Raw genomic sequence first — 10690 nt, 5'->3', positions numbered from 1 at the left:
CGAGCCGGTCGATAGTGAGGTCCAGACTTTGCAGACGCTCCTTGAGTACAGCTAAGACAGCGCGTTCAAAGGGACTCGATTTAAGAGATCTGCTTCCCATGAGGTAAGCATATCTACTTTTGTAGACCCATGTCACATGAAAACGAGTTGCAAAATCTCTATTTGTAGACTTATATAGTAGTCATTGGTCTACAAATGTAGAAAGGAACCATGAGATGACGGTCGCAGCCGTAATCAAGAGCATGGCCCGTGAGCTGGGCATCTCTCAGACGGAGCTTGCTGCCCGCGCTCGTATGAGCCGCGCGAGCCTGTCCCTCAAGCTCAATGCCCGCCGAGATCTGACCTTGCCGGAAGTTGAGCGCCTCGCGGAAGTCCTCGGCATCACAGTCCGAGACCTCCTCAACCGCGTCGAACGCGCCGAACGCGAACGCGCCGAACGCGAACGCGACCACGCCGAACGCGAACGCGAACGCGTCGAACGCGAACGCGCCGAATGCACCAGTGACCTCAAGTACAAGGAGGTCGAAGATGGGAAATACGCGATAGCGGATAAGCCGACCGGCGTCATTCTCATCAGTGCAGCCCACGGCAGTATCTACGACGAGGATGAGCCGTCATGCGCGACGCCTACATGGTGATCATCTGCATGATTATCGCGGTCGCCGCAATCCCGGTCTTCTTCTGCGTCGGATACCTCCTGTTTGTCTGCGGCGGACGCGCGTTCGAGGCAGCACTCGACTCGCTTGAAGCGCTCGCTGATATGGGCCTCGACGCAGGTGAATGGATCGCCGAAAAGATCGACAAGGCGGTGTCAAGGAAATGACCACAGTCGCCCCGTTCGCACCCGACCGCTGGTACTCAGCCCAGCAGGTCCAGGACACCCTCAGCCTCTCCCGCTCAACCGTCGAGCGCCTCGGAGTCGAAGGCAAAGTCGCCGCAATCAAGATCGGACGCTCAGTCCGCTACAGCGGCGACGATCTCAACCGCCAGTGCCAGAGCCTCGGCTCCGGCCTCACCGAAAAGAAGAGCTCCCAGCGGTAGAAGCGCTGGGAGCAGCAGAACCCCTAGAGAAAGAAGATTCCGTGAACAAGCCTAACACACGCCGCCGCCACCTGCGGCCCTGGCGAACCCTCATCGGAGGCGCGTCACTCGCCGCCGCCCTCACCCTCGGTTTCGCGATGCGGGGCCTCGGCAACCCCGACGGCCTCCCCGAGTGGACCTTCTTCCCGGCCCTCGGCCTCCTCGCGCTCGCGGTCTGTTTGATCCGTGCGGACTGGAAGGCGGGCCGGCTGTGAACGCCTCGATCATCTTCCTCGCTGTTGTCCTCCTCTTCGTCGGATGCGGACTGCTCACCTGGATCGCAGTCCGAGGGGCATCGCGCGCGGCCTCCATCGAGGAGATCGCCGCTCGCATGCAGCGCGCCGCATCGAAGGCCCGCGCGAAGGGGACAACGCTACTCGAGCGTCACGTCGACTTCGACTACTACGACGTCGACGGAGAAGCGCCGCTGCCTCACCTGATCTGCCTGGCGACGCAGGACGTCATTATCGAGGCCGAGCTGAACAATTGCTTCGCGCTCGATACGCCGAAGATCGCGGTCGATCTTGATCGCCAGCAGATTCACGTGACCCTCGAAGTGCTGCGGCTCGATGAGCCGAGCGTGGAGGCGCGGGCCTGATGCCGATGCCTCAGTCACTCCGCCTCGAAGCGTCCGACGACCGCCCCTGCCACGACGAAGCCGCACGGGAGATCGTGCGGCAGGCAAGGAAGCGAGCGCTCGCGTATCCCACCGAGGCTCACGACTCCCAGAACCGCGCCCCGCGCGGGCTCACCTACTACCCCTCAACAAAAAAACACCACAAGGAGACAGACCGATGACCACGAAGAAGATCTGGGCGGCAGGCACTGCCCTCACCCTCGCAGCGCTCGCGCTGCCCTACGGCGCCGCATATGCCGCCGACGAGGCCGCGCCGGCCATGACCGCGCAGGTCACCAAGGCGACCTCATCCTCCAGGCAGACCTCGTCTGAGGTGACCGTCGAGGGCACCTGGTCCGCGCCGAAGCTCGCGGTCGGCCAGCAGTTCACGGTAGCCAGCAAGGACGGCGGCTTCAAGTGGCTGGCCTCGTTCCCGTTCGTCCTCGACGACGGGACCAAGATCGGCGCCTGCGCCGCCGACGAGGCGACGCTGACCTGCACAGTCACGGACGTTCCCTCCGCCTACGCGGACAAGACCGACGTGACCGGAAACTTCCATGCCCGCGCGCGTCTTTCGGACGCCGCAGTCGGCACCGAGGACACGCAGATCGTCGTCAACGGCAAAGTCACTCGCACGCTCGTCTGGGGCGACCGTGACGGCTCGGGCACCTGCTCGAACGATTGCGCGTCGCCCGCGCACTTCGAGTACGCGGCACCAGAGACGATCAAATTCGGGTGGACCAATGCCGACAAGTCGATCAGCTGGGGCATCAAGTGGGCCGTCGAGGCAGGCAAGACCTACACGCTGACGGACGAGACGAACGCTCTCCCGAAGGCCGTGAAGTGCACGTCGGGCCCGACCTGGGATCCGGCGACTACGACCTGGACTGACGGGTCTCTCGACGAGTCCGCGCACGTGCTGACGTTCACGCCGCCCGCCGGCTCGCTGGTCTGCGTCGTCTATCCTGCGGCGACCCCTCACGTCGAGGGTCAGGACGCCTACACCAACCGAGCGACGATCAACGGCCAGAGCCTTGAGGCAACCGCGACGATCAAGGCCTCGGGCGGTACAGACGGCGACGGCAAGACCAAGCCTCAGCCCGCACCGGTCCCCACGCCTGACCCGAGTATGCCGACGCCTGCGCCTGTTCCCTCTCCTCTCCCGAAGCCGTCACCGAAGCCGACCCCGGACACCGTGAAGCCCGCGCCCGCGCCGACGACCGCCCCTGACCCGCAGGAGCGCCTCGCCAAGACTGGCGCGACCGCCAACGGACTTTTGCTGATGATCGGCGCAATCTTGGGCGGCGCAGGCGCTGGCCTGCTCATCCTCCACCTGCTTGAAGGCCGTAAGCCCGAAGAGGAGACCGCCCGATGAGCGCAAAGCCCCTCACAAACCCGGTGACGCTCACCCTCGACCTCGTCGACCTCCACTGGCTGCATAACTTCCTCAAGGATGAGCGCCTCTCCGTTGAGATCGACCACGAGGAAGTCGACTCGCTCCACACCGACGTCGCTATCCGCGCAGCAAAGGTAGCGCTCAACCACGAGCACGAAAGGATGTCGAAGGTCATCGATGCTCTGGACGTTGCTATTGCCGCAGATGACGCGCGCGACGCAATCGCGAAGACGATCGCCGCCACAATGCCTCCCGTCGCATAGCCCCGACCGCCTAATCAACGAAGGAGACGAAATATGAGGTTCAAGAAGAAGATCACCGTCGAGCTTAACCAGGTCGACGCAGCAATCGCAGCCGTCCTGCTAGCAGAGCGCGCCGGCACCACAGCCTTCAATGCGCTGCTCTCAGACAAGACCGCAGAAATTGGCGGGACCACCAACAGAGGGGAACGCGCGCTCGCGGACGCGTACCTCAGAGTCGGCAACGCTCTGACACTCGCGATCATGGGTGAGAAGGGCAATCAGGGCTTGCAGAGTACAGGGACGCTTGCCCGCAGTACCGCGCTGATGGCCGACGCCATGCGGGCATCAGTCGCGGTCTCGGGAATGAGCAAGGACGAATCATGAAGGTCGCACACGTTGCCGTTTACCTCGATGCCGAGCAAGCGAAGCTGATCCGCTGGGATGCACAGGAGGCTGTCCTCGCTGCGGATGAGGATCTGGAGCTCACGCAGAAGCTGCACGATGTGAACGCGCGTCGCCTCGCTCGCGAAGCGATCAGCGCGAAGCGGGACATCTACCAGGAGATCGTCGATAAGGCTCAGGAAGCCTGCGAGAAGCTCAATAACGGCGAGTGCGAGTACGTCGACGACGTCGACTAGTTCCCCCGTCTGCTCCCCGCTGAGCGCGGCCACGGGGAGGCCACCCGCAAACCAAGAAAAACACGGCGGGACCGGCTATAAGACCGCGCAGCCCGACGAGCAGACCCCCGGGTGCGAGTCCCGGGCGGGCACGAAGCCCGCACCAGCGAGTGCAGGGCAAGAACCCCTAGAGAAGGACCATCAATGACCACCATCAACGAGATCAAGGACAGGCTGAACGCCGTGGCGTTCGCTGGGCGCAGCTACGCAGGCGCAGATCGCGCCGCGATCGCGAAGGCCTACACAGACGCTGTCGCTGCCTTCGATCAGAATTCCGCCGTCGATATGGCTTACCTCCTCGACCGTATCGAGGAGCTGCAGAAAGCGATCATCGCCGCTGCGGCCGAGCTCGCCGCAGCCGCCGTCTCCGTCGCAGACCGCTACGCCGGCAACGACGCCGAGACACTCGAGATCCGCCTCATGATCGGCGACCCCATCGACAAGCTCGTCAACATCGCGCAGGGCGCCGCGATCACCACCGAGGAGGCTGGAGAATGAGAACTGCAGGACTCCTGAGCATCGAATGGGAGATCACTGACCAGCATCTACCCATGCCGCACCTCGTCGCAACGGCCTGCGCAGCGTTCGTCGAGGAAGTAGAGCGCCGCGGCCTCGTCATCCGCTCCGGCCCCACCCCAACAGTCCTGCACGGTCTCAGGCTCGTCCAGGTCACGGGCAAAGTCGGCAAGCCTGCCGACGCCGCCGAGGAGCCATGCCCGCCGCACACGCTGCGCCGTTGCCCCGCGTGCGGTGTCCACATCTACGACCTGACCGATGTTGAGGGAGCCGACAAGTGATCGAGATCAAGCCCGTGCGCACCGTCAACGCCTACCGACGCTGCCCCGTCTGCCGCACACAGCTCGCGCCGAAAGGCTCAAACGTCCGCATCACCATCGACGCCGAAAACGAAGCCACCGCAATTGAAGCGTTCACCCACAAAGCCTGCGCACAAACCGTCATCAGCTTCACCCGCGCTCGCGGATACACGCCTGCCGAGCTCGTAGAGGTCGGCGTCTGGGCTGAGGAGCAGCGATGAGGCTCCCGATCAGGATCCAGCGCCGCCGCGCTCGCGGCTGGAAGATGCCGGCGCACACGAAGTATGTAGGGCGAGGAAGCCTATACGGCAATCCGTTTAGGGTCGCACGGTCGGCGCGTGAGCTTGAGGAGGGCGGCGAGCTTGTTGTCGCGTCGGCGGATGAGGCTGTCGCTCGGTATCGCGAGTGGATCGAGCAGACACGCGAAGGCCGGTTCGTAGCGTCATGCGCAGCCCGGAATCTGTGGGGCTTGGACCTGGCTTGCTGGTGCAAGCTCGATCAGCCTTGCCATGCAGATGTGCTCTTGGAGATCGCGAACCCGCGCGGTGAGCGCGAGTTCGAGAACCGTTATTACAGGATGTGGGACCGAGACGAGGCCGCAGAATGACAACTGTCGGCAGTCTCTTTACTGGCTACGGCGGTCTAGATATGGCCGTGCGTATGGCCCTTGATCCGGCTGCGCAGGTCGCTTGGACGAGCGACGTTGAGCCGGGGCCGTGCAGGCTTGCTGAGGTGCGCTGGCCGAGTATCCCGAATATCGGCGACATCACGCAGGTTGATTGGTCGGGAGTCGAGCCGGTGGACATTATCTGCGGTGGCTCGCCGTGTCAGGATCTGAGCCTCGCGGGCCGGCGCGCGGGCATGGCTTCGGGCACGCGCTCGGGCCTCTGGGAGTCGATGTTCGAGGCAATCAAGACGCTGAGGCCGCGTCTGGTGATTTGGGAGAACGTGAGAGGAGCGCTGACAAGTGGAGCGTTCAGTCTGGTGGAACAAGAATCGCGACTGCTGGGAGACCGAGCAGATGGACCTTCTCTCAGGGCAGCAGGCCGTGTGGTCGGAGATCTGGCCGGCCTCGGGTATGACGCGCAATGGTGCGTTGTCCGCGCTTCCGACGTCGGCGCCCCTCACCAGCGAGAGCGTTTTTTCCTTACTGGCCACCCCGCAGGCGAACCTTGGCAGCTGCGGGGGATCGCAGCCGCCGGAGAAGCGCAGGGAGGGCGGGCACTCGGTGAGTCTCGCGGATCAGATCGAGCACCTGGTGCCCTGATCCCGACGCCGACTGCGTCGGACCACAAGGCCGGTCGTCATCAGGAGGGGACGGGCATGAGTCTCTCGCAGGCGGTGCAGATGTTACCGACGCCGCAGGCGACGAACGCAACGGCATCCTCGACCGGCTACGGGGCGAATCTCCACGAGGTAGCTCGCGAGCTACTGCCTACCCCGTCTGCGTCTGACGCGATTATGGGCCTTCCTCGGACGAGCGGTCGCCCGCCGGAGAAAGCGACGAAGCTCGCGACGCGGATCGAGTACACCGACTTCGGGATGTACGCGCCCGCGATCGCGCGCTGGGAGCAGATGCTCGGTCGTCCGGCTCCGGCTCCGACTGTCCCGCCGACTCGCGAGGGGGGGCGAGCACGGCTCTCGACTCGTTTCGTCGAATGGCTCATGGGATTACCCGAAGGGCATGTGACCGGCGAGGATCTCGGGCTGACGCGCGAGCAGCAGCTCCGCCTCCTCGGGAACGGCGTCGTCCCGCAGCAGGGCGCAGCCGCTATCTACCAGCTCACCAAGATCGCCATTAAGGAGGCAGCATGAGCAACCTCGACCCGCTCAAGGATCTCGACGGCGTCCAGGACTTTCAGGAGCGTGCGATCGTTCGCGCAGTTCGCCTGACTCGCGATAACGCAGACGAGATCGCCCGCCGCGCGCGAAAGCGTGTGAACTTCACGTTCGAGGGGAAGGTGATGCTGTGCGATCAGAACCTCTCGATCTGGGCGCTCGAGGGCGACGTGATCTTCGCCCGTCCCGGAAGTATGAGGCTATCGATCCGCATCGAGGAGGACTTCCTCGCCTGGTACACAAAGCCCGGCGAACAACTCACAGAGGAGGACCTGTGATGAGCCGGACGCTCGTCTGGGAATCGCGGAGCATACCGTTGACCCGCAGCAAGCTGCTCAGCGCAAACGACAAGATGCACTGGGCCGCGCGCTCGCGGCTCACGAAGCAGCTACGCCAGTGGGGCTACTTGCTGGGGCGAGAGGGCGCGGGCGTCGCACGCCTGGGGTTGCAGCACGCTCGGGTCGAGATGGAGTTCGCATATCCGGATCGTCGTCGGCGTGACCGCAGCAATCTCGCGCCGACGGTAAAGGCGCTCATGGATGGACTGATCGACGCCGGGCTCCTGCCTGACGACTCGGATCGGTTCCTCGACGGCCCACACACGGTGATCGCAGATCGCCTAGCGGGGAAGCACTTGAACCTCCCGATGTATGAGGTCCGCGTGCTCGTGTACGCGGACACCGAGAAGAAAGAGAGCAAGTAATGGCTGGAGAAACCGTCATCACTGTCATCGGTAACCTGACCGCTGACCCCGAACTGCGTTGGACGCAGTCCGGCGCCGCCGTCGCAGACTTCACCGTCGCATCGACCCCGAGAGCCTACGACCGTAACGCCGGTGAGTGGCGCGACGGCGACACCCTCTTCATGCGCTGCTCCGTGTGGCGCGAGACCGCTGAGAACGTCGCCGAGTCGCTGCGTAAGGGCATGCGCGTCATCGTTCAGGGTCGCCTCACCCAGCGCTCGTACGACACCCAGCAGGGCGAGCGCCGCACGGTCGTTGAGCTGCAGGTCGACGAGGTCGGCCCCTCCCTGCGCCGCGCACGCGCGCAAGTCACCCGCAACCAGGCGCAGCCCGCGAGCGCGGGCGGCTTCGGGGCGGGGTCTGCGTCTGGTTCTGTGGAGGGCGGGTGGGCGCCGAGCGCGATGCTCGACGCACCGCAGCATGATCCGTGGGGAGCGCCTGCTGCCCCGTCTGAGCCGCCGTTCTGATGGAGCGGCACTGTCCGGATTGCGGCGAGGTTCTCGCTGCAGGGCACGCGCGCTGTAGGCCATGTTTCCGGCGGTTTGAGGCTGAGTATCAGCGGAAAACTGAGCGTGACTGGATGAGGCGCAACTTCCCGAAGTTCCGGCCCCGGGACTTGTTCCCGGAGGACGGCTGGGAGCCAATGGAGATTAAGCGAGTGAATGTGAAGGAGGGCGAGTAATGGCCTGGGTGCGGGTAGGAGACGAGGCGCTGAGTCATCCGAAGCTCATGGGTTTGTATGACGTTGAGGGGGCCGAGGACATCTCGATAATCGAGATGTTCGGTTTCCTCATGGCGCTGGCAACGTACTCGGCCAAGCACCTAACCGATGGAATTATCGAGAGGGGCGCTGCCTTCCGCGACGGCGATCGTTCGCGGAGTGCGCACCTGATTGACGTCGCGGTCGTTGCGGGCCTGCTCACGTGGGTTGAAGTAGAGGGCAAGCGCAAGCTGCGCCTGTTCACGGACGAGGAGTTTATCCACGTCCAGCCCCGTGAGGAGGTCATGCGCCGCCGCGCACGGTCGCGGGAGAATCGCGACCCGAACAAGAAAGCTGCTGTGATCTTCCGCGACGGCGACCAGTGCCGGTACTGTGGGAAGGTCGTGCGCTGGACCGGCCCGACCGGGTACAACCTCGGCACGCTCGATCATGTTGACCCTGACTCGCTGGGGGACGCCTCGGTCGATGGTCTCGTGGTCGCTTGCCATGAGTGCAATTCTTCGCGCGGTCACGCGCGGGAGTCGTTCGACGCGGCCTCGCCGCTGCGTCCTGTCCCGACTGCGCCTTATTACGGTGTGTGGTCGGCAGAGTTCCTCACTCGTTACGGATATGAAGCTGCGCCGTCCGTGGATCCGGGTACGCCCGTTGACCCCGCCTCAGAGCCGCCCGCGAGGGGCGTGCTCCCGGGCCGAGGGTCCGGGGAGCCTGTTGACCCCGGGCGCGGCTCCAGCGGCCCCGCTGAGGCCGTTGTGCGTGACCCCGGCGCGTCCGAGCGACGCGCGTCCGAGGGTCCGCGTATTCGACCTAGTTCGGACTCAAGTCCGAACCTCAGTCCGACGTCGAAGGGTATCAGGTCGAATACTCTCGGGTCGGGTAGGGACGGGACGGGACGGGCAGGCCAGGGAAGGGCAGGCACGGGCCAGGCAGGGAAGGGCCAGGCAGGGAAGGGCCAGGCCGGGCACCCGCGATCCCCTCAGCAGCAGCAATCAAGCAAGCGGAACCGTAGAAGGAGAAGAAGATGAGCGATGAGCAGATGGGCTTTGACAAGTTAGAGGATGCAGTGGCAGCTCTGGTGAGTGAGCGGGGGCCGGGCAGGCTTGTTGGTGCATGGGAGATCATGATTGAAACGATCGACCCGATGCGCCCGGACATCACAGCTTGGATGACCGAGGGTAACGGCTCGATGCTGGCTCGGCGCGGCCTCATTGAGGTATGCCGCGACCAGTACAGGAAAGGTATAGAGGACACGACAGATGAGTGAGACGATGAACGACCGGACATGTCCTGTAACTGGTGAGCCTCTCCTCGATGGAGAGTTCCTGTCTCGTGGCGGCGCTGCCCGCGTCCGTGTGGCGACCGCATCGATGCCCGGCCTGATGAGTGACCTCGCCTATGCTGCGTCGCACGGTGTGCGCACGGGTGAGCAGGTCGGCGGCTCGGGTGTCCCGTCGTCGCGGGCGCCGCTCAACCTCGCGCTCATGATCGAGGTCGACGAGATGTGCGACTCGATCCTCACCTGGGCAACGCTCCTCCTGTCGCACGTGATGGGGCCGGCCTACTGGGTGAAGCAAGGCAACTGGTGGGGCGTGGCGGATGTGTTCAAGACTCATGAGGATAAGCTGCGACGCTGGCCCGAGGCAGCTCAGTGTGCGGACGAGGTTCTCTACTCGGTCGCCCGCTTGGAGCGCCTCGCCTCTCCCGGCAGGCAGCGTCTCGTGTTCGTCGGAGAGTGCAGCGCCTGCGGGGCAGACCTACTGGTCCGCGACCCAGATGAGGAGACGACGACCTGCCGGGAGTGCGGAGCGGTCGAGCAGATCGCCGACGCCTGGGACCGGCTCCTCACGAAGGCGCGTGAGTCTCTGCTGCCTCGCACTCGAGCAACTCGCGTCGCTGAGATCCTGGCAGGTGTGCAGGTCAAGGACTCAACCGTGAGGAAGTGGCAGCAGCGAGGGAGGGTGGCCCCGGCATCGAGGGAGGGGGGCATCCGTCTGTACAGGGTGGGGGACATTGAAACTCTTGCTCTCCAGCACTTGACCAGCTCGTAGCGCGTGTCGCTTGCGCGCGCGGGTGTCACGGTGTATTTTGCTAACGTGGCCCCGCGCGTAAGCGATGGGGCTTCTGCCTTATACGGCATCCGCGCACATGCGTTGACCCCCGCTCTTCTCGGCCCCGATGGAGCGGGGGTCTCCGCATACCTGGGAGGTGGTCGATGTGGCGACCTCACGCACAGGCACTGCGCAGTACAAGCACTGGCGCAAGCGAGTGCTGATCGCAGCTCGCGACGCCGGCATCGCGCAGTGTCCACACTGCGGCGTGCGCCTGGACTACACGCGAGGACTGCAGCCGAACTCCGCCGAGCCGGATCACATCCTGCCGGTCCGTTGGGGTGGAAAGAACACGCTCGAAAATGGTCGAGTCCTTTGCCGCAGGTGCAATCAATCTCGTGGAGACGGGACGCGCCCGAAGGTGAAGCCGCGCAGAGCGGCCTCCGTTGACGTAGACTGGTGACAGATTCAGTCGGCGGATACGGGGGTTTACCCCTCCCCCCGCCTACCCCTAGCC

The 10690-nt window shown here is 64.4% G+C and carries 21 protein-coding genes; 20 read left to right on the top strand and 1 reads right to left on the bottom strand.

Annotated features, from left to right (window positions below):
- Positions 1-215 precede the first annotated feature (215 nt).
- The 17 genes from HMPREF1494_RS00125 (at position 216) to HMPREF1494_RS00045 (ending at position 7874) form a co-directional block, all read left to right on the top strand.
- Positions 216-638 carry a helix-turn-helix domain-containing protein gene (locus HMPREF1494_RS00125; RefSeq protein WP_034463774.1) on the top strand — a complete coding sequence of 141 codons (423 nt, stop codon included), beginning with the start codon at positions 216-218 and terminating at the stop codon, positions 636-638.
- Entirely contained in the window at positions 617-823 is a 207-nt protein-coding gene (locus HMPREF1494_RS10945; protein WP_048673172.1) for a hypothetical protein, read from the top strand. The genes HMPREF1494_RS00125 and HMPREF1494_RS10945 overlap by 22 nt, the downstream gene beginning before the upstream one ends.
- Entirely contained in the window at positions 820-1041 is a 222-nt protein-coding gene (locus HMPREF1494_RS00120) for a helix-turn-helix domain-containing protein (protein WP_034463771.1), read from the top strand. The genes HMPREF1494_RS10945 and HMPREF1494_RS00120 overlap by 4 nt, the downstream gene beginning before the upstream one ends.
- Before the next feature lie 41 nt (positions 1042-1082).
- Complete coding sequence (locus tag HMPREF1494_RS00115) at positions 1083-1295, top strand: hypothetical protein (RefSeq protein WP_034463769.1); 213 nt, start codon at positions 1083-1085, stop codon at positions 1293-1295.
- Positions 1292-1678: a hypothetical protein gene (locus HMPREF1494_RS00110; protein ID WP_034463766.1), complete on the top strand. Its 387-nt coding sequence runs from the start codon at positions 1292-1294 to the stop codon at positions 1676-1678. Before HMPREF1494_RS00115 ends, HMPREF1494_RS00110 begins: the two co-directional genes overlap by 4 nt.
- Before the next feature lie 196 nt (positions 1679-1874).
- A complete protein-coding gene (locus tag HMPREF1494_RS11845; RefSeq protein ID WP_034463760.1) occupies positions 1875-3071 on the top strand; it encodes a hypothetical protein in 1197 nt (398 codons plus the stop codon).
- On the top strand, positions 3068-3355 hold the full coding sequence (locus HMPREF1494_RS00095) for a hypothetical protein (RefSeq protein ID WP_034463758.1): 288 nt from the start codon (positions 3068-3070) through the stop codon (positions 3353-3355). Before HMPREF1494_RS11845 ends, HMPREF1494_RS00095 begins: the two co-directional genes overlap by 4 nt.
- 33 nt (positions 3356-3388) lie before the next feature.
- Positions 3389-3718, top strand: a complete 330-nt coding sequence (locus HMPREF1494_RS00090) for a hypothetical protein (protein WP_034463756.1) — start codon at positions 3389-3391, stop codon at positions 3716-3718.
- On the top strand, positions 3715-3972 hold the full coding sequence (locus HMPREF1494_RS00085; RefSeq protein WP_034463754.1) for a hypothetical protein: 258 nt from the start codon (positions 3715-3717) through the stop codon (positions 3970-3972). The genes HMPREF1494_RS00090 and HMPREF1494_RS00085 overlap by 4 nt, the downstream gene beginning before the upstream one ends.
- A gap of 183 nt (positions 3973-4155) precedes the next feature.
- Positions 4156-4509, top strand: a complete 354-nt coding sequence (locus HMPREF1494_RS00080; protein WP_034463751.1) for a hypothetical protein — start codon at positions 4156-4158, stop codon at positions 4507-4509.
- On the top strand, positions 4506-4808 hold the full coding sequence (locus HMPREF1494_RS00075) for a hypothetical protein (RefSeq protein WP_034463748.1): 303 nt from the start codon (positions 4506-4508) through the stop codon (positions 4806-4808). The genes HMPREF1494_RS00080 and HMPREF1494_RS00075 overlap by 4 nt, the downstream gene beginning before the upstream one ends.
- On the top strand, positions 4805-5047 hold the full coding sequence (locus tag HMPREF1494_RS00070) for a hypothetical protein (RefSeq protein WP_034463745.1): 243 nt from the start codon (positions 4805-4807) through the stop codon (positions 5045-5047). The genes HMPREF1494_RS00075 and HMPREF1494_RS00070 overlap by 4 nt, the downstream gene beginning before the upstream one ends.
- Entirely contained in the window at positions 5044-5433 is a 390-nt protein-coding gene (locus HMPREF1494_RS00065) for a DUF4326 domain-containing protein (protein ID WP_051404689.1), read from the top strand. Before HMPREF1494_RS00070 ends, HMPREF1494_RS00065 begins: the two co-directional genes overlap by 4 nt.
- On the top strand, positions 5430-6641 hold the full coding sequence (locus tag HMPREF1494_RS00060) for a DNA cytosine methyltransferase (RefSeq protein ID WP_051404688.1): 1212 nt from the start codon (positions 5430-5432) through the stop codon (positions 6639-6641). The genes HMPREF1494_RS00065 and HMPREF1494_RS00060 overlap by 4 nt, the downstream gene beginning before the upstream one ends.
- Positions 6638-6943 (top strand): hypothetical protein, encoded by a 306-nt coding sequence (locus HMPREF1494_RS00055; protein WP_034463738.1) that lies wholly within the window; start codon positions 6638-6640, stop codon positions 6941-6943. The genes HMPREF1494_RS00060 and HMPREF1494_RS00055 overlap by 4 nt, the downstream gene beginning before the upstream one ends.
- A complete protein-coding gene (locus HMPREF1494_RS10940) occupies positions 6943-7368 on the top strand; it encodes a hypothetical protein (RefSeq protein WP_051404687.1) in 426 nt (141 codons plus the stop codon). The genes HMPREF1494_RS00055 and HMPREF1494_RS10940 overlap by 1 nt, the downstream gene beginning before the upstream one ends.
- A complete protein-coding gene (locus tag HMPREF1494_RS00045) occupies positions 7368-7874 on the top strand; it encodes a single-stranded DNA-binding protein (RefSeq protein ID WP_034518113.1) in 507 nt (168 codons plus the stop codon). Before HMPREF1494_RS10940 ends, HMPREF1494_RS00045 begins: the two co-directional genes overlap by 1 nt.
- 355 nt (positions 7875-8229) lie before the next feature.
- On the opposite strand, the gene HMPREF1494_RS11405 is transcribed toward HMPREF1494_RS00045, so the two are convergent.
- Entirely contained in the window at positions 8230-8616 is a 387-nt protein-coding gene (locus tag HMPREF1494_RS11405; RefSeq protein ID WP_155807142.1) for a hypothetical protein, read from the bottom strand.
- A gap of 530 nt (positions 8617-9146) precedes the next feature.
- On the opposite strand from HMPREF1494_RS11405, the gene HMPREF1494_RS00030 reads away from it, so the two are divergent.
- The 3 genes from HMPREF1494_RS00030 to HMPREF1494_RS11045 all read left to right on the top strand — a co-directional run bounded on the left by HMPREF1494_RS00030 (position 9147) and on the right by HMPREF1494_RS11045 (position 10636).
- Positions 9147-9389 (top strand): hypothetical protein, encoded by a 243-nt coding sequence (locus tag HMPREF1494_RS00030; protein ID WP_034466148.1) that lies wholly within the window; start codon positions 9147-9149, stop codon positions 9387-9389.
- On the top strand, positions 9382-10173 hold the full coding sequence (locus HMPREF1494_RS00025; protein ID WP_034518105.1) for a MerR family transcriptional regulator: 792 nt from the start codon (positions 9382-9384) through the stop codon (positions 10171-10173). Before HMPREF1494_RS00030 ends, HMPREF1494_RS00025 begins: the two co-directional genes overlap by 8 nt.
- A gap of 166 nt (positions 10174-10339) precedes the next feature.
- Entirely contained in the window at positions 10340-10636 is a 297-nt protein-coding gene (locus HMPREF1494_RS11045; protein ID WP_034466170.1) for an HNH endonuclease, read from the top strand.
- Positions 10637-10690 lie beyond the last annotated feature (54 nt).

This window comes from Bifidobacterium sp. MSTE12, from assembly GCF_000513015.1.
GTDB lineage: Bacteria > Actinomycetota > Actinomycetes > Actinomycetales > Bifidobacteriaceae > Bifidobacterium > Bifidobacterium dentium.
This window is presented reverse-complemented; position numbering and strand designations above follow the sequence as displayed.

Bases quoted from the DNA above. Each gene is read 5' to 3' on its own strand.
- HMPREF1494_RS00120 (WP_034463771.1), top strand. From the start codon at position 820: ATGACCACAGTCGCCCCGTTCGCACCCGACCGCTGGTACTCAGCCCAG.
- HMPREF1494_RS00080 (WP_034463751.1), top strand. From the start codon at position 4,156: ATGACCACCATCAACGAGATCAAGGACAGGCTGAACGCCGTGGCGTTC.
- HMPREF1494_RS11845 (WP_034463760.1), top strand. From the start codon at position 1,875: ATGACCACGAAGAAGATCTGGGCGGCAGGCACTGCCCTCACCCTCGCA.
- HMPREF1494_RS00085 (WP_034463754.1), top strand. From the start codon at position 3,715: ATGAAGGTCGCACACGTTGCCGTTTACCTCGATGCCGAGCAAGCGAAG.
- HMPREF1494_RS10945 (WP_048673172.1), top strand. From the start codon at position 617: ATGCGCGACGCCTACATGGTGATCATCTGCATGATTATCGCGGTCGCC.
- HMPREF1494_RS00065 (WP_051404689.1), top strand. From the start codon at position 5,044: ATGAGGCTCCCGATCAGGATCCAGCGCCGCCGCGCTCGCGGCTGGAAG.
- HMPREF1494_RS00125 (WP_034463774.1), top strand. From the start codon at position 216: ATGACGGTCGCAGCCGTAATCAAGAGCATGGCCCGTGAGCTGGGCATC.
- HMPREF1494_RS00090 (WP_034463756.1), top strand. From the start codon at position 3,389: ATGAGGTTCAAGAAGAAGATCACCGTCGAGCTTAACCAGGTCGACGCA.
- HMPREF1494_RS00025 (WP_034518105.1), top strand. From the start codon at position 9,382: ATGAGTGAGACGATGAACGACCGGACATGTCCTGTAACTGGTGAGCCT.
- HMPREF1494_RS00075 (WP_034463748.1), top strand. From the start codon at position 4,506: ATGAGAACTGCAGGACTCCTGAGCATCGAATGGGAGATCACTGACCAG.
- HMPREF1494_RS00055 (WP_034463738.1), top strand. From the start codon at position 6,638: ATGAGCAACCTCGACCCGCTCAAGGATCTCGACGGCGTCCAGGACTTT.
- HMPREF1494_RS00030 (WP_034466148.1), top strand. From the start codon at position 9,147: ATGAGCGATGAGCAGATGGGCTTTGACAAGTTAGAGGATGCAGTGGCA.
- HMPREF1494_RS00095 (WP_034463758.1), top strand. From the start codon at position 3,068: ATGAGCGCAAAGCCCCTCACAAACCCGGTGACGCTCACCCTCGACCTC.
- HMPREF1494_RS00060 (WP_051404688.1), top strand. From the start codon at position 5,430: ATGACAACTGTCGGCAGTCTCTTTACTGGCTACGGCGGTCTAGATATG.
- HMPREF1494_RS00045 (WP_034518113.1), top strand. From the start codon at position 7,368: ATGGCTGGAGAAACCGTCATCACTGTCATCGGTAACCTGACCGCTGAC.
- HMPREF1494_RS10940 (WP_051404687.1), top strand. From the start codon at position 6,943: ATGAGCCGGACGCTCGTCTGGGAATCGCGGAGCATACCGTTGACCCGC.
- HMPREF1494_RS11405 (WP_155807142.1), bottom strand. From the start codon at position 8,616: ATGGCAAGCGACCACGAGACCATCGACCGAGGCGTCCCCCAGCGAGTC.